Genomic DNA, 17,385 nt, shown 5'->3' with positions numbered 1-17,385 from the left:
CTGCGCCGGGGGGGTGGACGGCTTCACTTTTTTGCTTTGGTATATGGGTAGATAAGCGAGCCGTTTTTCATTGATTCTGGGTAGAGCACGACCTCGACTTTCGGATCCTTGAATTGATCGACGTCGTTGCTTTTGACATTCTGAAACTGAACCTCTAGCACGCGGGCCTCGGTCCACTCGCCATTCGGGCCGAAGGTGATATCACCCGCGACGGTGTGGAACGTGTGGGACCTGATGTAGTCGGCCAGTTTCTGCTGGTCGAGGCTGCCGACACCCTCCACCGCTTTTTGCAACACCTGCATGTCGGCGTAGGCGAAGGGCGGTATATAGAAGCCAAGCAGATCGACGCCGGCGGCCGCGGATTTGGCCTGGTAGCGCTTCAGGAAGTCCAGCGCCTGGGGTGTGGCGTAGCTGCTGAACGGCAGCCAGTAATCGTAGTCGACGATGCCGTTCAACAGTGGGCCCAACTGCGTCTTGATGGCGGTCGACTGCAGGCCGACCATGCCGCCGCCGAACAGTTTGGTTTTCAGCCCGATTTCGCTGGCCGCCCGGACCATGCCGACGGTGTCGGGCGGATAGGAAGCGACGAACACGAGGTCGGGGTTGGCGGCCTGGATCCCGCGCACGATCGAGGTATAGTCATTGGTCGTTGGCGGGTAAGTCCTGTCGTAAACGATCTTTAGACCGGCCTGCTTGGCCAGTACACGCGCGCCGTCGGTTGCGTTGCGGGCGAACTCGGCGTCGGCGGCAACAATCGCGAGCGTTGTCGGCTTCGGGTTTTGCGCCATGGCCACCTCGAAGAAGCCTTTGGAAAAGCTTTGCTTCGGATGCGGGCCGCCGGTCGGACTGATCGAAAAGTAGTTGGGGTAATGGAACTCGGTGTTCGCGGCGAGGGCGAACAGCCCGAGGAAGGTCTTCTGGTGCTGCATGACCACCGGCATCGCCGGGGCAACCATGTTGGTGGCGTAGCCGCTGATGACGAGATCGACTTTGTCCACGTCAAGCAACTTGGTGTAAATGCCCGGCACGTTGGCGGGATTGGACTGATCATCGTAGTAGACCAGCTTGACCGGCCGGCCGAGCAGGCCGCCCTTGGCGTTGATCTCCTGCTCCCAGATCTGCATCGCCAGCAGAGCCGCCCTACCGTTCGGAGCCAGGCCTCCGGTCAGCGCCATCCCGAAACCGATGGTAATTGGATCGGCGGCGCTGGCGTTTGGCACCGTGGCGAGAAGAAGGCCGACGGCGAGCAAGGCGCCGGCCCAAAAACTCCGGTTGGGGCGTCTTGGCATTATAATGTTTCCTCCCGCTGGCTTTTTGTTTGTAATCGATTCACGCCCGAGTTGACGCTGTGATGGGTGACAAGTTCGGACCATCGCGCTTTGGACTAGAAGCTATATTGCAAGGCGGCCGACTGGCAAAGTGCTAGGGTTTGCCGCTAGGTTGCAGCCTGCGTAATTCCCGGGCCCGAGCCCGTCGGCCTTGCGCCTGGCTGGCGGCCAATGGCTCGGGCTGAGGCGAAGGCCCACGTTGGGGCCGGCGCGATCATGCGGTATCGTAAGCGCGACAAGTGGAGGCCAAAGCCATGCAGGACCTGGACGAATTCACCACCACCGATGAAACGCTGCGCCAGATGGCGGGCACCGCCAGCCCGCGTCTGAAGCAAATCGGCGAGGCGGCGGTGAAGCACCTTCACGCGTTTGCCCGCGAGGTGAACCTGACGCCCGAAGAATGGCTGCTGGGGATCCAGTTCCTGACCGAGGTCGGTCAGAAATGCTCGCCGTTGCGCCAGGAGTTCATCCTGCTGTCGGACGTGCTGGGACTGAGCGCGGTGGTCAACGCGCTGCACGACAAGAAGGCGCGCGAACTCGGTTCGCAAAGCTCGCTGCTGGGACCGTTCTATCGCGAAGGCGTGGCGGTGATGCCGATGGGCAGCCAGATCGTCGAGCAGCCCAGCGTCGAGGAAATCGTCGTCTGGGGCAAGGTGACCGACAATGACGGCGCGCCGCTAGCCAAAGCGCTGATCCAGGTCTGGCAGACCAGCGAACGCGGGCAGTACGACCTGCAGGAACGCAACGGCGAGTCGATGGACATGCGCGGCAACTTCCTGACCGGACCGGACGGCGCCTACCATTTCCGCACGGTGCGCCCGCTGGGCTATTCGATCCCGATGGATGGACCGGTCGGCGAGATGGTGATGATGCAGAATCGTCACGGCATGCGCCCATCGCACATCCATTGCCTGATCGGCGCCGAGGGCCACCGGGAACTGGTGACCGCGCTGTATTTCGGCGATGACCCGAATATCGAGTCCGACACCGTGTTCGGTGTATCGCAGTCGTTGGTAGTAGAGGCGCGGCAGGACCCGGCGTGCCCGGTTCCCGGGCTGCGTTCAGTGCATTACGATTTCCGCCTGGCCAAGGCGGCGCCGGGTGAAACTGGCCGGGTCGGCGCCGATCCCACCAAGATGATGAAGGCGGCCGAGTAATGCCGCGCCGGATCGTTGATATCTCGTCGCCGCTGAAAGCCGGAATCCGCAGCGATCCGCCACATATGCTGCCGAAGATCGAATACATGGACCACCACCAGACCGCCCCGGCGATGGCCGAGTATATGGCGGTCAGGGTCGATCAATTGCCCGGCGGCGAGTATGCGGCGGTCGAGACGGCGACGATCAGTACTCACAACGGCACGCATATGGATGCGCCGTATCACTTCTTTTCCAGCATGAATCATGCGGTGAAGCCGGGTGGGGAACCATCGTGGCGGATCGACGACGTGCCGCTGGACTGGTGTTTCCAGCGCGGCGTAAAGCTGGACTTCCGCCATCTGCCGGATGGCTATGTCGCGACCGCGGGCGATGTGGAGGCGGAGCTGAAGCGCGTCGGCCACGACATCCGGCCGCTCGATATCGTGGTGGTGAATACCGCGGCCGGGGCGCGTTATGGCGAAGACGATTTCGTCGATACCGGCTGCGGGATGGGCAAGGCGGCGACGCTGTGGCTGACCGAACGGGGCGTGCGCGTGGTCGGCACCGATGCCTGGAGCTGGGACGCGCCGTTCTCGTTCACTCGGGACAAGGTGAAGGCGACCGGCGACGCCGGCCTGATCTGGGAGGGTCATCGCGCCGGGCGCGAGATCGGCTACTTCCAGATGGAGAAGCTCGGCAACCTTGCGACGCTGCCGCCATTCGGGTTCGATATCGTTTGTTTCCCGGTGAAGGTGCATCGCGCCTCGGCCGGCTGGACTCGCGCCGTGGCAGTCTTCAACGACTGATCCAGGGACGCCGCCGACCCACCTGGTTCAGAACCAGTTCGATTTGTCGACGATATTGCGCAGCGGCCGGCCCTCGGCGAAGGCCCTGCAATTGTCCTCGATGATCTGGAACCGCCGGTCGTTCAGATGCGGGCCGTAGCCGGCCATATGCGGGGTCAGCAGCACGTTGGGCATGACCCATAGCGGATGCCCGGGCGGCAGCGGCTCCTGCTCATAGACGTCGAGCGCGGCGCCGGCGATCTGGCGGGCTTCGAGCGCCGCGACCAGGTCGTCGAGCCTGGTGGTCATGCCGCGCCCGATATTGATGAAGAACGCGGCTGGCTTCATCAGGCGGAATTTCGCCCGATCGAAGAAGCCTTCGGTCGCCGGCGTGTGCGGCACCGTCAGGATCACGAAGTCGGCGCGCGGCAACAGGGCGTCCAGTTCCTCGGGTTGGTGAAGTTCAGCCACATGGTCCGGCCGGTCGGTGCGGCGCGCATCCACCGCGATGACGCGCACGCCGAAGGCGGACAGCAGACGTGCGGTCTCGCCGCCGATGCCGCCCAGGCCAACGATCAGCGCGACCGAACCGGGCAGCGGGACGACGCCCTGGTCGGCGGGCGGCTTTGCCCAGACGCGGCGAAGCTGTTGGGGGATGAAGACATGCAGGCCGCGGGCGAAGGCGAGCACGAAGGCGAGGATATGGGCGCTGATGTGGTCGTTGTAGATCTCCCGGAAGTTGGTCACAGTAAGCGCGTGCGCCACCAGTTCGGGGTAATAGTAGCCGGCAGGCGGGGCGGCCTGCGGCGCCTGGAGCCAGCGCAGCCGCTGGGCCTTGGCCAGCAGCTCGGGCGGTAGCGTACCAAAGGCGGCGTCGGCGGATGGGATCGCCGCGGCGGCGGCTTCCTGGTCCTTGGCAAGCACCAGGTTCATGCCAGGCACGGATCGCGCTAGCCGGTCGGCCCATTGACGGGTCAGCGCGGTCTGCAGCGGCAGCATAAGGAAGGTGAAGGCATTGCTCATGGGTCGGCTCCACGGCTTGGTTGGTGTCGGGCCGCCCGACGGCCAGGCGCCACCGGCGATCGATAGGTTATCGGAGAAAATCGCCCCTGAATCAAAGCGCCACCGAACCAGGCGATCCGTCTCCCGGTGACCACGGCCGAACCCACGCCGACGCGGCCGCGCAACTGACTGTGATTGAGCGGCGACGCGGATCGCCATAGGCTTCGGCTCACATTCCCGGATGCTGTCTCCCGGTCGTTTCGGGGACGTGACCGAGGTCTGACGTTGACCGAACCATCGAACGGCGAAGGATCGATCGGATGCCAAGACGGCTGATCACCTCACTCGCGGCGGCTAGCTTGATCTTTGGCTACCAGACAATGCCGCGGGCTGCTCCTCCGCCCGGCGCCGATCCGGATCTGGCTCCCTGGTTCCGCAGCCTGCACCTGCCGAATACCCATCAGTCCTGTTGCGACCTGGCAGATTGCAGGACGGTGCAATACCGCATCACGAACGGTCACTTCCAGGCCTTCATCGGCGGCGAGTTCGCGCGCTGGCAGAACCCGCCGTTCGCCTGGGTCGACGTTCCGGACAACAGCGTGCTGCACCGGCACGACAATCCCACCGGTGAGGGCGTGGCATGCTGGGCGGGCATGCGGATCATCTGTTTCGTGGAAGGAACCGGCGCCTGAGGGTCGCCGGGTTGCTTGACACGACCTCTGTTCGCCCCAATACTTTGCCATATGGTGAAGTTTCAAGCGACGCAACTCGACCGGACATTCTCAGCCCTCGGTGACCCGACGCGCCGGGCGATTCTGGCACGCCTGGAGCGCGGGGACAGCGTATCGATCGGCGAGTTGGCGCGGCCGTTCGCGATCAAGCTTCCGGCGGTGATGAAGCATCTCGACGTGCTGGGCACCGCGGGGCTGATCACCCGATCGAAGCACGGCCGCACCGTTGCGGTGCGGCTCGCGCCCGGCCCGATGGAAGCGGCGATGGATTGGCTGCGCCACTATGAACGCTTCTGGTCGGACCGCCTCGACCGGCTCGCCGCTTATGCCGAGGCCGAGGAGGCGAAGACCGGTGCGGCGAAGATTGGCGCGGCGAAGACCGGCGCGGCGAAGATTGGGGAAAGCACGCCATGACCAGCCTGACCCTGGTGCGCCGGATCGCGGCGCGCCCGTCGATCGTGTTCGACGCGCTGACCGCGCCGGACGGCATCGCCTGCTGGTGGGGGCCGGACGACGGACCGGTGCTGCTTGCCGAAACCGATGTCCGCGTGGGCGGCCGCTTCCGGGTGCGGTTCAGGATGATCGACGGCAGCGAACATGAGAGCAGCGGCGCGTATCTGGAAGTCGTCAGACCCAGCCGCCTGGTCATGAGCTGGCGCTGGACCGATGCGGGCGAGCCTCAGGAAGCAGGCGAAGAGTCGCGTGTCGAGATCGACCTGCGGCCGATCGATATCGGCTGTGAACTCACCTTCACCCATTCGCGTCTGCGGACCGAGGCATCGCGGGCCAGCCACGAGCAGGGCTGGAACGGCGCGCTCGACAAGCTGGTGCGACATTTCACCGGCGCGGCCGGGCTGAGCTTGCAATGATCGTGCAGCCTGCGCGCTCGGCCGAAACACACCGTTCGCCGAAACACACCGGGAGAAAGCAATGATTCCGACCATCACGACTTTCGGCTGGGTCCCTGAGTTCGCGCGCGGCTTTGTCCGCGACCTGCGCCCGCGCTGGGCATTCGAGGAAGTCGGCCAGTGCTACCGGGTGGACTTGATCGCTGATTCGAAGAGTCCCGAACATCGCCGCCTGCAGCCTTTCGGCCAAGTGCCGACCTACCGCGACGACGAGGTCGCGATTTTTGAATCGGGCGCCATCGTGCTGCGCATCGCCGAACGCGCCGGCCAGTTGATTCCGGCGAAACCCGCCCGGCGCATGCGGGCGCTGCAATGGCTGGCGGCGGCGCTCAGTTCCGTCGAGCCGTATGTCATGGCACTTGCAGTCAACGACATATTCGAGGCGGATCGCGAATGGTCAAACGCGCGCCACGCCAAGGTGGTCGGCGACCTGAAGACCCGCCTCGCCGATCTCGAAGCCGTGTTCGGCGACAATGTCTGGCTGGATGGTGATGAATTCACCGTTGGCGACCTGATGATGATCTCGGTGCTGAGTGAGCTGCGCGGCAACGCCGAACTCGCCCATTTTCCGCTTCTGTCGGCCTATACCCGGCGCGGGGAAAGCCGGCCGGCATTCAGGAAGGCGATGGCCGATCAGTGGGCGACCTTCAAGGCGCCGGCCGCGAGCTGAGTTCGCTCGACTACAACGTAAAGGGGAAGAAACAATGGCGGTTTTCCAGGGCTGCGTGATCTCTGCCGGAGCTTGCTGCCTCAGGCCGATCCCACACACCGGCCACGAACAGGGAGCCTGGAGATGACCCCGAACAAGATTGCCACCTGCCTGTGGTTCGGCCATGGCCAGGCTTCGAAGGCGGCTGAATTCTATGCTGCCACTTTTCCCGACAGCGCCGTGAAAGCCCGCCACTCGTCGCCAGCGGACTATCCCGACGGCAAGCAGGGTGATGAGCTGATGGTCGAGTTCACCGTGCTGGGGATGCCGTTCCTTGGACTGAACGGCGGCCCGCAATTCAAATTCAACGAAGCGGCCAGTTTCCTGGTCTATACCGACAGCCAGGAGGAGACCGATCGTTACTGGAACGCGATCGTTGAAAACGGCGGCTCGGAATCGCAATGCGGCTGGTGCAAGGACAAGTTCGGCCTGTCCTGGCAGATCACACCGCGCGCGCTGATGAACGCTGTCACCGATCCCGACAGGGCGGCGGCGAAGCGGGCCATGGACGCAATGATGACCATGACGCGGATCGACATCGCCGCGATCAAGCGGGCGCGGGCAGGGAGCGCGATTGGATGAGCCCGCAGCTCTTCGGCCACCCGTTTTCGTCCTACACGATGAAGGCGCTGATCGCGCTGTACGAGAACGAGACGCCGTTCGACTTCCGCATGCTCGGTGCGGATCATCCAGAGAACGCGGCGGAGCTGGCCCGGCGCTGGCCGGTGGGCCGGTTCCCGATACTGGTCGATGGCACCACGACGGTGGTCGAAACCAGCGCGATCATCGAGCACCTGGAGGTATTTCATGCCGGCCCGGTGCCGCTGATCCCGGCAGACGCGAAGCAGGCGGTGCAGGTTCGGATGCTCGATCGGGTGTTCGACGGCCACGTGATGGCCCCGATGCAGGCGATCGTGTCCGATGCGCGCCGTCCCGAAGACGCCCGGGATCGTTACGGAGTCAGCCAGGCCCGAACCTCGCTCGACGCGATCTATGGCTGGCTCGACCATGCCCTGGCGGGGCGCCGATGGGCCGCCGGCGAGGCGTTCACGCTGGCCGATGCGGCGGCCGCGCCCGCGCTGTTCTATGCCGACTGGGTGCAGCCGATCGGCGAGAGTCACGCCACGCTGAAGGCCTATCGCGGCCGGCTGCTGGCGCGTCCTTCGTTTGCCCGCTGCATCGAGGACGCGCGTCCCTATCGGCGTTTCTTCCCGCCCGGCGCGCCCGACCGAGACTGAAGCAAGCGCCCGGCCCGTCGACCGGCACCGCTGTGGTGACCGGTGTATCGACGAATGCGCCCGGCGCCCGTCCTGCCGCTTGGGTCGCTCGCTTCCCGGGATTGCGGTTGGGCACGCGGCTTGCTTGCATTTCGCCGAACCCATCGGCGGAGGCGATCCATGTCGCGCAACCCATTCCATCTTGCCTGGTTCCTGCAGGGGTCCAGCGTTCAGGCCTGGGCCGAACCGTGGACCGGCCATATCGGCACCAGTTGGCAACAGCCGGAGCTGTTCCTGGACATGGCGCGCAGCCTGGAACGCGCCTGCTTCGACTACATCCTGCTGGAGGATTCATCCTATGTCGGCGAGAGTTTTGGCGGCTCGACCGAACTTTACCTGAAACACGGCATCGCTGTGCCGCGGCAGGATCCGTCGGTGGTCGCGGCGCTGATGACCCAGGTGACGTCGCGCATCGGCATCGTGCCAACGTTCGGCACCTTTGCCTATCCTCCGTATCTGTTGGCCAGGCTGGTGGCTACGCTGGATCAGGTGTCGGGCGGGCGGATCGGCTGGAACATGGTGACCGGAAGCTCCGACTTCGCGGCGATGAATTTTGGCCTGGACGGGATGCCGGAACACGACCTGCGCTACGACATGGCTGATGAGTATATCGATGTAGTGCAGCGGCTCTGGTCGTCATGGCAGCCGGGCGCGATCATCGCCGACCGGGCATCCGGTTCGCTGGTCGATCCCAGCAAGGTCCATGCGGTGAACTTTGAGGGCAAGTTCTACAAGACCCGCGGCCCGTTGAATTCGGGCCCGGCGCCGCAGGGGCGTCCGGTGATCGCTCAGGCCGGCGGGTCGCCGCGCGGGCGCGGTTTTGCCGCGCAGCACGCCGACACCATCGTCGCGCATCCGAAGGGCATCGACGGGATGAAGGCCTACCGAAACGATGTCCGCGCCCGCATGGCAGCGCATGGCCGCGATCCGGATCAGTGCAAGGTGCTGTTCATGGTCGCCCCGATCATCGGCGAAACCGCGGCCGACGCGCAGGAGCGAAAGCGCATCCGCGAGGCCAGGGCGGCGGCGCAAATTCCCCAGCGACTGGCCTTCCTGGGCAAGCTGATGAATATCGATTTCGGCGGCATGGACCTCGACAAGCCGATCAGTGACGAACTGACCACCAACGGGCATCAGCAGACCCTGGACCAGTTCAAGACCATGGCCGCGGGGCGCACGCTGCGCCAGGCGATGGGCGAGCACAACGTGACCGCGCTGTCGGTCGAACTGATCGGCACGCCGGACTCGGTCGCGGCCAGGATGGGAGAAGTGATGCAGGAAGTCGGCGGCGACGGCTTCCTGTTCTCGATGCCCAATGTCAGCCGGCGGCTGCTGGCCGAGATCGAGGACGGCCTGGTGCCGGCGCTGCAGGATCGTGGCCTGGTCCGTTCGGCCTACGGGCACCAGAAATTCCGCGCCAACCTGCTGGAGTTTTGATGGCGGCCGGTCCGGCCCTGGTCAGCGCCCGAGGCTGAAGCCGGCGAGTTGGGCATAGCCCTTGACGATCCCGACGAGCTCGGTTTCGGTCGCCACATCCTCAATGCGGGCGAAGCCAAGCGGGGCGCGGGTGGCGATCAGATCGATCACCCGTTCGGGACCGCCGGTGCGGTTCGACTGGACGACGGAAGCGGTGGCGGGCAGCCGGTCGGCCTGATAGGCGGCAAGTGCCTCGGGCACCTGGAGGCGCCCGAACAGGTCGGCCAGGCAACGCGCGTCCAGGATCGCCTGGGACGCGCCATTCGACCCGACCGGGTACATCGGATGCGCGGCGTCACCGAGCAGGCTGACCCGCGCCTGGGTCCACCACGGCAGCGGGTCGCGGTCGCACATTGGATACTCGAAGATTTCGCCGGTCTGACGGATCATGCGGCCGACATCGATGAACGGCAGATGCAGCCGTTCCGCCAGATGCCGGAACGACCGGTAGTCGCCGAGGCGCGACCAGTCCTCCCGCCGAGGCGGTGGCTGGCTGGCATCGGCGACCTTGGCGTAGATCACCCAGTTGATCAGCCTGGTGTCGGCGGTGTTGCCCGGCGCGATCGGGTAGAGCACCAATTTGGCGACCGCGTCGCCGGCGATCACCATGCTGTCGCCGCCGTCAAACGCCGGCCATTCCACCGCGCCTCGCCACATCTGGGTGCCGTTCCAACGCACCGGGGGATCGTCCGGATGCAGGCTGGCACGCAGGGCCGAGTGGATGCCGTCGGCACCGATCAGTGCATCCCCGGTTACGTCCTGCCGGCTGCCGTCGGGCTGCTGGAATCGCGCCACCACGCCATCGCCATGTTGCGTGTAGCCCACCAGCCGCCGCCCCGAGCATAGCGCGTCGGAGCCGAGCCGTTCGGTGGCGGCCTGCCAGAGCATGGCATGCAAGCGGCCGCGGTGGACCGAGAACTGCGGCACATCGTGGCCGGCGAACAGCCCGCGCGGCTCCGACCAGATTTGCTGTCCCAGGTGGTTGCTGTAGGTCAGTTGACGGGTGCGGATGGCGATCCGGTCAAGTCGCGGCAGCAGGCCGAGGGCGGCGAGTTCACGGATCGAATGCGGCAGCGCGTTGATGCCGACGCCCATCGGCCTCAGTTCCGCCGCGGCTTCATTGACCTGGCAGTCGAGGCCCCTCTGGTGCAGCATCAGGGCCAGGGTCAGGCCGCCGATGCCGCCGCCGGCGATGATGATCCGCATGGTCCGGGCCTCGCCTCACGCCGGCGGTGGCAGGAAATGAACGTTGTACAGCTCGGCGATGCGCACCACCTCGGCCGGATCGGCGACCCGATCGATGTTCACGAACAGGTCGTATAGCCGACGCGCCGGCGCCACCCAGAACAGCGCCCTGGTGTCGGTGGTGCCGCGGTTGAAGATGCCGTGTTTGGATCCCATCGGCATGCGGATGACGTCGCCGGCGCTGGCCTTCAGTTCCTCGCCATCAAGCCAGAGGTCGAAGTCGCCCTGTAGCACGCGGATGAATTCGTCCTGGTCGGGATGGAAATGCGGCGGCACGAAGGTGCCGGGCGGGAACAGGGTGTCGAAGGCGAACGAGGCCTCGGACAGTTGCACCGGCTTGTAGGTCTGGCCGAGAATGTCCCAGACAACGTTGTCCAGGCTGTCGCCGGATCGGGTGATGCCAAGTTCGACTTGCATGGGCTGGCTCCCGCGGGGGTGGGATATAGGTCGGGTCCTGGTGCGGCCGTCGCCCGGGCGCCAAGGTCGGTGCCTAATCCGGGGCGGGCCGTGCCAGCCTTATCCCGCCGCGGCCATTTGATCCAGGCCGAACAACGCCGCGCCGAGCAGGGCCGCCTGGTTGGTAATCACCTTCACCGGCACTTTGCCGAGCAAATCGGCGAAGCGGCCTTTGTTGACGAAGGCCTGCATGAAGCGGCCGCCGCTGAGGTGGGGAAGGATCCGCGGCGGTATGCCGCCGCCGAGATAGACGCCGCCGGTCGCCAGGACTTTCAGCGCCAGGTTACCGGCTTCGGCGCCGAGGATGGCAACGAAAACATCGACCGCCGCGGCACAGAGCGGGTCGGGGGGATGCTGCAACGCCGCCTGCATGATGATCGGCGTGCGATCCGCGGCCGCCGACAAGGTCGCCGCCAGCGCGGCCGGCTCCGGTGCGTGGCCGGAATCGCGCAGGAATTCGTATATGTTCGGCAGCCCGCTGCCGGAACAGACCCGCTCGTAGGCGACATGGCCATGGCGATCGGCGACGTGGCGCCATAGCGCGGCCTGGGTCGCGTCGGCCGGGCCGAAGTCGCCATGACCGCCTTCGGAGGAACAGGCGATGTATTTGCCGCCGTCCCAGATCAGGAAGGCTTCGCCCAATCCGGTTCCTGGCGCGATCACCGCGATGGGGGCGTGGCGGTCCTCGTGGCCCTGGTTGATGACGTGGACGTCCTCGGCCAGCAAATGCGGCACGGCGTAGGCCACCGCCTTGAGGTCGTTCAGCAGCGTCACGCGCTTCAGGCCAAGTGCCTGCTGCATCTCCGCTTCGTCGAGCACCCAGGGCAGGTTGGTGAGGCGGGCGCGCCCGTCGATCACCGGGCCGGCGACGTCGAAGCAGGCGGCTTCGGCCGGGTGGTCGGTTTGTTCGATAAAGGCGCGGACGACGTCGTCGAGAGTTTTGTATTCGGCGCTGTGGAACTCGGCCTGGGCGATCGGGTTTCGAGGTCCGGCTTTCGGGTCGTAGAGCGCCAGTAGGGTCTTGGTGCCACCGATGTCACCGGCGATCAGCATCCGACTGTTCCCTGGTTGTCCGCGGGGTAGCACGAAATGAGGGGGCGTTGTCGGTTGTCTTCGCCGAGTTTTGTTCCGCGGTCAACGGTGGGGGATGGCGTCCCGTAGGGGATTCGAACCCCTGTTGGTGCCGTGAGAGGGCACTGTCCTGGGCCTCTAGACGAACGGGACATCGGCCTGAACCGGCTTCTAGCCGGGAACCCCCGCGACCTCAAGGCCTACCGCGCCAGCGAAATCCGCCCCGCCACCGCCCCGGTCGCGGGATCGATCAGCACCACTCGGTCCACCCCGCCGCCCGCCAGTTGCACGGCCAGCCGATCGCGCACCGCGGCAATCCCGGCGATGTGGGTTCCCGCCGGCTCGTCCAGCACCGCCGCGACCGAGGCCGGCAACGCCGTCCCGGACGGCGCCGATACCCGGCGGAACACCGCGATCAGCAGCGTCGCCGTCCCGACCACGATCAGCACGCCCATGACGATGGTCGCGATCTTCAACGCCCGCATGCGGTCTCCCATTCGAAGCCGATCCGCGTTATCGCACGTCGACATGGCAGCCAACAGCGAGCCTCCGCCGCTTGCCCGACCAACATCGGGACCGATCCACATCACCGCCGCGGCCGAACAGGCTGGCCAGCGGGTCGACCGTTTCCTCGCCGATACGCTGGGCACGATCTCGCGATCCCGGGTGAAGACGCTGATCGATGCGGGCCGGCTGCGCAATGAGGCCGGCTTGATCACCCAGCCGGCCGAACCGGTGCGCGCCGGGGGCACCTACATCCTCGACCTTCCGGCGGCGGTTCCGGCGACGCCGGCACCGCAGCCGATCCCGTTTCCCGTTCTGTATGAGGACCCAGATCTGATCGTGCTCGATAAACCCGCCGGGCTGGTGGTCCATCCGGCGCCGGGCAACCTCGATGGAACCCTGGTCAACGCATTGCTCGCCCATTGCGGCCCCGAGCTGACCGGGATTGGCGCGGAACGCCGCCCCGGCATCGTGCACCGGTTGGACAAGGATACCTCAGGCGTGATGGTGGTGGCCAAGACCCAGCTCGCCAACGACGTGCTGACCGCGGCGTTCGCCAGCCGCGAGTTGCGCCGCAGCTACATCGCCCTGGTCTGGGGGCTGCCGCGACCGCCCAGCGGAGAGATCGAGGGTGCCATCGGCCGAGACAAGCGCGACCGCAAACGCATGGCAGTGACCGATCATGGCGGCAAGTTCGCGCTGACGCGTTACCGCACGACGCAGGCCTGGCAGACCCGCCTGGCGCTGCTGGAATGCCGCCTGGCGACCGGGCGGACCCATCAAATACGCGTGCACCTTGCAAGCCACGGTCACCCCGTGGTCGGCGACCCGTTGTATCTGCGCCGAGTACCGGCGGCGGCCAGGACCGTAGAACAGCCCCTTCGCGGCCGGTTGCTGGACTTCCCGCGGCAGGCGTTGCACGCCGCCAGCCTGGGCTTCAAGCACCCGCGCTCGGGCCGCGCAATGTGCTTCGAAGCCTCTTTGCCAGCCGATCTGCAGGCCCTGCTGAACGACGTCGGGACCTGGCTCGGAGGCGCATAATCCGAGGTTGACCTTGACAGAACCATTTCAGTCCTGTATACCCAAATTCACCAATGCGGCGGGATGTCCGCGTTGGCGGGAACGTACGGAACGCCGCTGCCGATTGGGGCGGGTCTCCGGGGCGTGATGTCCCTCCCCTGCATCCCGCGTGACCAAAGTCACATTCATGCCGTGATATTGCGCCAGTTTGGGCAGACATCCCGGCTTGACGAAAGGAGCCTTGAACCGTGGCCTCTGCCGTCCTCAATGTTGCCCCAGAGGGCAATCTGTCGCGGTATCTCCAAGAGATCCGCAAATTCCCAATGCTGACCCCGGAGGAAGAACTGTCTCTCGCCCACCGCTGGCGGGACACGGAAGATATGGAGGCGGCACACAAGCTTGTCACCTCCCACCTTCGACTGGTTGCAAAGATTGCCATGGGATATCGCGGTTACGGCCTTCCGGTCGGTGAGTTAATCAGCGAAGGTAATGTGGGGATGATGCAGGCGGTGAAACGCTTCGATCCCGATCGCGGCTTCCGCCTCGCCACCTATGCAATGTGGTGGATCAGGGCGGCGATCCAGGAATATATCCTGCATTCCTGGTCGCTGGTGAAGATGGGCACCACTGCCGCCCAGAAGAAGTTGTTCTTCAATCTGCGCCGACTGAAGGGCCAGATGCAGGCGATCGACGACGGTGATCTGCAGCCTGAACAGGTTGCCAAGATTGCTCGCGTGCTGGACGTGCCGGAACAGGACGTGGTCAGCATGAACCGCCGCCTCGCCGCGCCCGATCACAGCCTGAACGCGCCGGTGCGCCAGGACAGCGAAGGTGAGTGGCAGGATTGGTTGGTCGATGAGTCGGAGACCCAGGAAAGTTCTATCGCCGACCGCGAAGAATTGACCGGCCGCAAGGCGTTGCTGACCGGCGCGCTGAAATCACTGAACGAGCGGGAACGCCACATTCTGATCGAGCGGCGCTTGAAGGATAACCCGACGACGCTGGAAGATCTCTCGCAGCAATATAACATCTCACGCGAGCGCGTGCGTCAGATCGAGGTCCGGGCGTTCGAAAAGCTACAAAAAGCGATGAAGGCGCAAATCGCCGAACGTCGCCTGAACGCCGGCAACCGGGTCGGCGCCTTGACGGAACAGGTCTGAAAACAGCCCTTGACCCCGGGCAGACCACGGTGACGGTGCGGCCCCCAAGGAGTTATAGTTGTTGGTAGTCCGCCGGTGGAGCGATTCCGGCGGCCCTACCGTCCTTGGTCGTCTTCCAGTCCCCATTCGGCGACAAGCGCCTCACGCTTGGCAAGCAGGGTGGAACGCCGGGACCGCAACCGGTAATCGTCAGCAGCCTTAAGCATGAGCGGCAGGATCTGGGTCACCACCCAGGCCGCGGCGGCCGCCAGCCACGATCGCAACACGGTATGCCAATCCGCCAGGTAACCCATGCAGCCATCGATTCCGGCACACCGATACCACGAATTCACCACCGGGTGCACGCAAGCCGCAGCCTGGAACAACAGGATCGCGCGGGCGACGCTGCAGCCTGGTGTGCGGTCCAACACCAAAGCCAGCAGCCCCGGCAACAGCAGCACCGTCGCGGGCAGCGCGATGTCCGGCGACAGCGCGATCAGCGCCCCCGCGGCCAGCCCGAGCAACAGCACGATCAGGCCGCTCATGCCGCGGCCAAGTTTCGAACCGGTGCTGATCACAGCAGAATCGACATCATCATCAGGATAAACACCGACAGTCCGATGCCACCCGCGATCGCCCGGCCAAACCGCTCGGCGTCGGCAAACCGTGCCTCGCCGTGATGGTCGATCGCGGCAACTTCGGCATCGATCCCGGCCACCTCGTTCACGGCCAGTTGCGCCCCGGCGCTATCCAGAACCCAAGAGGCGCGGTCCTCGACCAGTTCAAGCAGCCGCGCCAAAGATCCAGCTTGGGTAAGCTGGTCCAGCCGAACCTGCATCGCCTCGCGCCGAGGCTTGTTGCGCCAGCGCCGCAGGTCCGGCTGCAGGCGGGCCGCCACCCATTTGGCCAGCGCGGGCATCGGCGTCGGGTGATAGCGCGCCTGCATCTCTTGCAGCAAAGCCAGTTCGGCCCCGCGATACGACTCGGCATCCTTGGCGCCGGACAGGGCGTTGACCTGGACCTCGATCTTTCGATCCGCGCGTGCGGCGATGAAGGCCGAGATATGCAGATCGATCAGGCTATCTTCGTCGCGTTCGCCGGCGTTTTCGAAAAATCGCATCAGGTCCGGCATCGTGGCGACCCATGAAGCGACCATCCTAGGCGATCGGCACGGCAACTGCGGGTTCAGTGTATAGAACAGCCGCAGCAGTCCGGCCGGGCCGCCGGCATGCAGAATCTGCCGCTGCGACGCCAGATCGGGTGGATCGGGACGGCCCGATCGGACATCTTCCTGGCTCCAGTAAGCGAACACATCGGCGGCGATCAACTCCTCGACCGCGGCCAGCAATTCCGCCTTCGATGCGATTCCATCGGCCAGCATGGCCGGCAGCGCATCGGGCCATATCGCGATCCCGCGCCAGCACAGCGGCATCCGGAAATTGAGCGCATCGATGGTGCGCATCACCAGGAACGAGTCGCTCCAAGGCCCGGATTTTGTCTCGGCGACGCGGCCGCGAACCAGTTCCTCGATCTGCGTCGCCGAACCGGCATCGCCCAGGCCGCGGCGCAGCCACTGGGTGACCAAGCCGTTGCGCAGGAACTGAATGGCCTTCTTCTCGTCACGGAACAGCCCGTACGCCAGCGTATTGGCGTCGAAGATCGCAATGTCCTGCAGCATCAGCGAGTTCTGGCTGCGCCGAGCGGGACGCGCCGCCACCCGTCGGCCACGCGTGGTCGCCAGGTCCATCAACTGGCTCGGTAGCGGACGGTGCTCAGGATCCTCCGCGAGCATCAGGCGCAGCAGGTCCGGAAGCGCTCCCGACAGCGAGAAGTCCCGGGTGAGGGCGGCGAAGCTGCCCAGATCCAGCTTCCAGCGAACCCGCGTCGCGTCGTCCATGTTGGGCATCGGGATCTTGCCACCCGACAGAGTGAGCAGAAGCACACCCAGCGCATAGACATCATCACCGATTGAACCGTCGCCGCGGCAGGCCGGGAGGCACATCGCGCTGTACGGCGATTCGAACACCGCCGGCTGGTGCATGGCCGGCGGCGCAGCCCATGCCCCGCCCAAGGTCACCGGCTGACCCGGTGCCGCCTGGAACACGTTGTTCGGGCGAATCGCCCGATGCGTCAGCCTTCGAGTGTGCAGGATATCCAGCACGCCGGCGATGGGCCTCAGCACCAGGTCGATCAGCGCCTTTTCGGGCCAGGTATTCAACCCGGCCGACACCGGCGGTCCGGGCGGAGGGGTGCAGATGACGAAGTAGCCCTCGCCCTTGCCGCCCGGGTTCGGCGCGACACCATGACCGAGCGGAGCCATCAGGTAGTCGATCGGCTGGTCCAGCATTTTAAGGTGACGGGCACGCGGTGAGGCATCGCGGGAAACCACCAAGGCGACGCGCCGGCCATCGCCCGCCGAACGGTCGCGGGCCAGATAGGCCGGAAGTCCGCCGCCGGCATCCGGCAGAACCTGGGACGTATCGACGGCGAAGCGGCCGCCGATCAGGGTATTGGGAACTGCGACGAGGGAACCATCAGCCATGCGGACGAACCATTTTGGTCGGGCCGCCGCAACTTAGCGGTTGAAAGGTTGAC

The 17,385-nt window shown here is 65.4% G+C and carries 19 protein-coding genes and 1 tRNA gene; 11 read left to right on the top strand and 9 right to left on the bottom strand.

Annotation, left to right across the window (positions count from 1 at the left end):
• Positions 1-23 precede the first annotated feature (23 nt).
• Entirely contained in the window at positions 24-1,289 is a 1,266-nt protein-coding gene (locus tag ACQY4Y_RS08130; RefSeq protein ID WP_428490046.1) for an amino acid ABC transporter substrate-binding protein, read from the bottom strand.
• A gap of 293 nt (positions 1,290-1,582) precedes the next feature.
• Between ACQY4Y_RS08130 and ACQY4Y_RS08125 the strand changes: the two genes are divergently transcribed.
• On the top strand, positions 1,583-2,485 hold the full coding sequence (locus tag ACQY4Y_RS08125) for a dioxygenase (RefSeq protein WP_428490045.1): 903 nt from the start codon (positions 1,583-1,585) through the stop codon (positions 2,483-2,485).
• Entirely contained in the window at positions 2,485-3,273 is a 789-nt protein-coding gene (locus ACQY4Y_RS08120; protein ID WP_428490044.1) for a cyclase family protein, read from the top strand. The genes ACQY4Y_RS08125 and ACQY4Y_RS08120 overlap by 1 nt, the downstream gene beginning before the upstream one ends.
• A 27-nt stretch (positions 3,274-3,300) precedes the next feature.
• Here ACQY4Y_RS08120 and ACQY4Y_RS08115 read toward each other — a convergent pair whose 3' ends face one another.
• Positions 3,301-4,275, bottom strand: a complete 975-nt coding sequence (locus ACQY4Y_RS08115; RefSeq protein ID WP_428490043.1) for a D-2-hydroxyacid dehydrogenase — start codon at positions 4,273-4,275, stop codon at positions 3,301-3,303.
• Positions 4,276-4,574: 299 nt separating this feature from the next.
• Between ACQY4Y_RS08115 and ACQY4Y_RS08110 the strand changes: the two genes are divergently transcribed.
• The 7 genes from ACQY4Y_RS08110 to ACQY4Y_RS08080 all read left to right on the top strand — a co-directional run bounded on the left by ACQY4Y_RS08110 (position 4,575) and on the right by ACQY4Y_RS08080 (position 9,316).
• On the top strand, positions 4,575-4,946 hold the full coding sequence (locus tag ACQY4Y_RS08110; protein ID WP_428490042.1) for a hypothetical protein: 372 nt from the start codon (positions 4,575-4,577) through the stop codon (positions 4,944-4,946).
• A gap of 15 nt (positions 4,947-4,961) precedes the next feature.
• On the top strand, positions 4,962-5,399 hold the full coding sequence (locus ACQY4Y_RS08105) for an ArsR/SmtB family transcription factor (protein ID WP_428490041.1): 438 nt from the start codon (positions 4,962-4,964) through the stop codon (positions 5,397-5,399).
• Positions 5,396-5,854: an SRPBCC family protein gene (locus ACQY4Y_RS08100; RefSeq protein WP_428490040.1), complete on the top strand. Its 459-nt coding sequence runs from the start codon at positions 5,396-5,398 to the stop codon at positions 5,852-5,854. Before ACQY4Y_RS08105 ends, ACQY4Y_RS08100 begins: the two co-directional genes overlap by 4 nt.
• A 61-nt stretch (positions 5,855-5,915) precedes the next feature.
• Positions 5,916-6,563 carry a glutathione S-transferase family protein gene (locus ACQY4Y_RS08095; protein WP_428490039.1) on the top strand — a complete coding sequence of 216 codons (648 nt, stop codon included), beginning with the start codon at positions 5,916-5,918 and terminating at the stop codon, positions 6,561-6,563.
• A gap of 123 nt (positions 6,564-6,686) precedes the next feature.
• Positions 6,687-7,184, top strand: a complete 498-nt coding sequence (locus ACQY4Y_RS08090; RefSeq protein ID WP_428490038.1) for a VOC family protein — start codon at positions 6,687-6,689, stop codon at positions 7,182-7,184.
• Positions 7,181-7,840, top strand: a complete 660-nt coding sequence (locus ACQY4Y_RS08085; RefSeq protein WP_428490037.1) for a glutathione S-transferase family protein — start codon at positions 7,181-7,183, stop codon at positions 7,838-7,840. Before ACQY4Y_RS08090 ends, ACQY4Y_RS08085 begins: the two co-directional genes overlap by 4 nt.
• A 159-nt stretch (positions 7,841-7,999) precedes the next feature.
• A complete protein-coding gene (locus ACQY4Y_RS08080; RefSeq protein ID WP_428490036.1) occupies positions 8,000-9,316 on the top strand; it encodes an NtaA/DmoA family FMN-dependent monooxygenase in 1,317 nt (438 codons plus the stop codon).
• A 21-nt stretch (positions 9,317-9,337) separates the two neighbouring features.
• Here ACQY4Y_RS08080 and ACQY4Y_RS08075 read toward each other — a convergent pair whose 3' ends face one another.
• From ACQY4Y_RS08075 to ACQY4Y_RS08055, 5 genes are all read right to left on the bottom strand, one after another.
• The gene (locus ACQY4Y_RS08075; protein WP_428490035.1) at positions 9,338-10,561 is read right to left on the bottom strand and encodes a flavin-dependent oxidoreductase; all 1,224 of its coding nucleotides are present in this window, start codon (positions 10,559-10,561) and stop codon (positions 9,338-9,340) included.
• A 15-nt stretch (positions 10,562-10,576) separates the two neighbouring features.
• The gene (locus ACQY4Y_RS08070) at positions 10,577-11,017 is read right to left on the bottom strand and encodes a cupin domain-containing protein (protein WP_428490034.1); all 441 of its coding nucleotides are present in this window, start codon (positions 11,015-11,017) and stop codon (positions 10,577-10,579) included.
• 99 nt (positions 11,018-11,116) lie between these two features.
• A complete protein-coding gene (glk, locus tag ACQY4Y_RS08065; protein WP_428490033.1) occupies positions 11,117-12,109 on the bottom strand; it encodes a glucokinase in 993 nt (330 codons plus the stop codon).
• Between the two features lie 95 nt (positions 12,110-12,204).
• Positions 12,205-12,280 (bottom strand) — tRNA-Glu (locus tag ACQY4Y_RS08060).
• 47 nt (positions 12,281-12,327) lie between these two features.
• Positions 12,328-12,624, bottom strand: a complete 297-nt coding sequence (locus ACQY4Y_RS08055; RefSeq protein WP_428490032.1) for a hypothetical protein — start codon at positions 12,622-12,624, stop codon at positions 12,328-12,330.
• 31 nt (positions 12,625-12,655) lie between these two features.
• Here ACQY4Y_RS08055 and ACQY4Y_RS08050 point away from each other — a divergent pair, with 31 nt between their 5' ends.
• Positions 12,656-13,672: an RluA family pseudouridine synthase gene (locus ACQY4Y_RS08050; protein ID WP_428490031.1), complete on the top strand. Its 1,017-nt coding sequence runs from the start codon at positions 12,656-12,658 to the stop codon at positions 13,670-13,672.
• Positions 13,673-13,899: 227 nt separating this feature from the next.
• The gene (gene rpoH / locus ACQY4Y_RS08045) at positions 13,900-14,811 is read left to right on the top strand and encodes an RNA polymerase sigma factor RpoH (RefSeq protein ID WP_428490030.1); all 912 of its coding nucleotides are present in this window, start codon (positions 13,900-13,902) and stop codon (positions 14,809-14,811) included.
• A 95-nt stretch (positions 14,812-14,906) separates the two neighbouring features.
• Here rpoH and ACQY4Y_RS08040 read toward each other — a convergent pair whose 3' ends face one another.
• On the bottom strand, positions 14,907-15,368 hold the full coding sequence (locus ACQY4Y_RS08040; protein ID WP_428490029.1) for a hypothetical protein: 462 nt from the start codon (positions 15,366-15,368) through the stop codon (positions 14,907-14,909).
• A complete protein-coding gene (locus ACQY4Y_RS08035; RefSeq protein ID WP_428490028.1) occupies positions 15,365-17,332 on the bottom strand; it encodes a hypothetical protein in 1,968 nt (655 codons plus the stop codon). Before ACQY4Y_RS08035 ends, ACQY4Y_RS08040 begins: the two co-directional genes overlap by 4 nt.
• Positions 17,333-17,385 lie beyond the last annotated feature (53 nt).

The organism is Rhodopila sp. (assembly GCF_965277165.1).
In the GTDB taxonomy this organism is placed as follows: Bacteria; Pseudomonadota; Alphaproteobacteria; order Acetobacterales; family Acetobacteraceae; genus Rhodopila.
This window is presented reverse-complemented; position numbering and strand designations above follow the sequence as displayed.

Coding starts and splice junctions, on each gene's coding strand:
- ACQY4Y_RS08130 (WP_428490046.1), bottom strand. CDS start 1,289: ATGCCAAGACGCCCCAACCGGAGTTTTTGGGCCGGCGCCTTGCTCGCC.
- ACQY4Y_RS08125 (WP_428490045.1), top strand. CDS start 1,583: ATGCAGGACCTGGACGAATTCACCACCACCGATGAAACGCTGCGCCAG.
- ACQY4Y_RS08120 (WP_428490044.1), top strand. CDS start 2,485: ATGCCGCGCCGGATCGTTGATATCTCGTCGCCGCTGAAAGCCGGAATC.
- ACQY4Y_RS08115 (WP_428490043.1), bottom strand. CDS start 4,275: ATGAGCAATGCCTTCACCTTCCTTATGCTGCCGCTGCAGACCGCGCTG.
- ACQY4Y_RS08110 (WP_428490042.1), top strand. CDS start 4,575: ATGCCAAGACGGCTGATCACCTCACTCGCGGCGGCTAGCTTGATCTTT.
- ACQY4Y_RS08100 (WP_428490040.1), top strand. CDS start 5,396: ATGACCAGCCTGACCCTGGTGCGCCGGATCGCGGCGCGCCCGTCGATC.
- ACQY4Y_RS08095 (WP_428490039.1), top strand. CDS start 5,916: ATGATTCCGACCATCACGACTTTCGGCTGGGTCCCTGAGTTCGCGCGC.
- ACQY4Y_RS08090 (WP_428490038.1), top strand. CDS start 6,687: ATGACCCCGAACAAGATTGCCACCTGCCTGTGGTTCGGCCATGGCCAG.
- ACQY4Y_RS08085 (WP_428490037.1), top strand. CDS start 7,181: ATGAGCCCGCAGCTCTTCGGCCACCCGTTTTCGTCCTACACGATGAAG.
- ACQY4Y_RS08080 (WP_428490036.1), top strand. CDS start 8,000: ATGTCGCGCAACCCATTCCATCTTGCCTGGTTCCTGCAGGGGTCCAGC.
- ACQY4Y_RS08075 (WP_428490035.1), bottom strand. CDS start 10,561: ATGCGGATCATCATCGCCGGCGGCGGCATCGGCGGCCTGACCCTGGCC.
- ACQY4Y_RS08070 (WP_428490034.1), bottom strand. CDS start 11,017: ATGCAAGTCGAACTTGGCATCACCCGATCCGGCGACAGCCTGGACAAC.
- glk (WP_428490033.1), bottom strand. CDS start 12,109: ATGCTGATCGCCGGTGACATCGGTGGCACCAAGACCCTACTGGCGCTC.
- ACQY4Y_RS08055 (WP_428490032.1), bottom strand. CDS start 12,624: ATGGGAGACCGCATGCGGGCGTTGAAGATCGCGACCATCGTCATGGGC.
- ACQY4Y_RS08050 (WP_428490031.1), top strand. CDS start 12,656: ATGGCAGCCAACAGCGAGCCTCCGCCGCTTGCCCGACCAACATCGGGA.
- ACQY4Y_RS08035 (WP_428490028.1), bottom strand. CDS start 17,332: ATGGCTGATGGTTCCCTCGTCGCAGTTCCCAATACCCTGATCGGCGGC.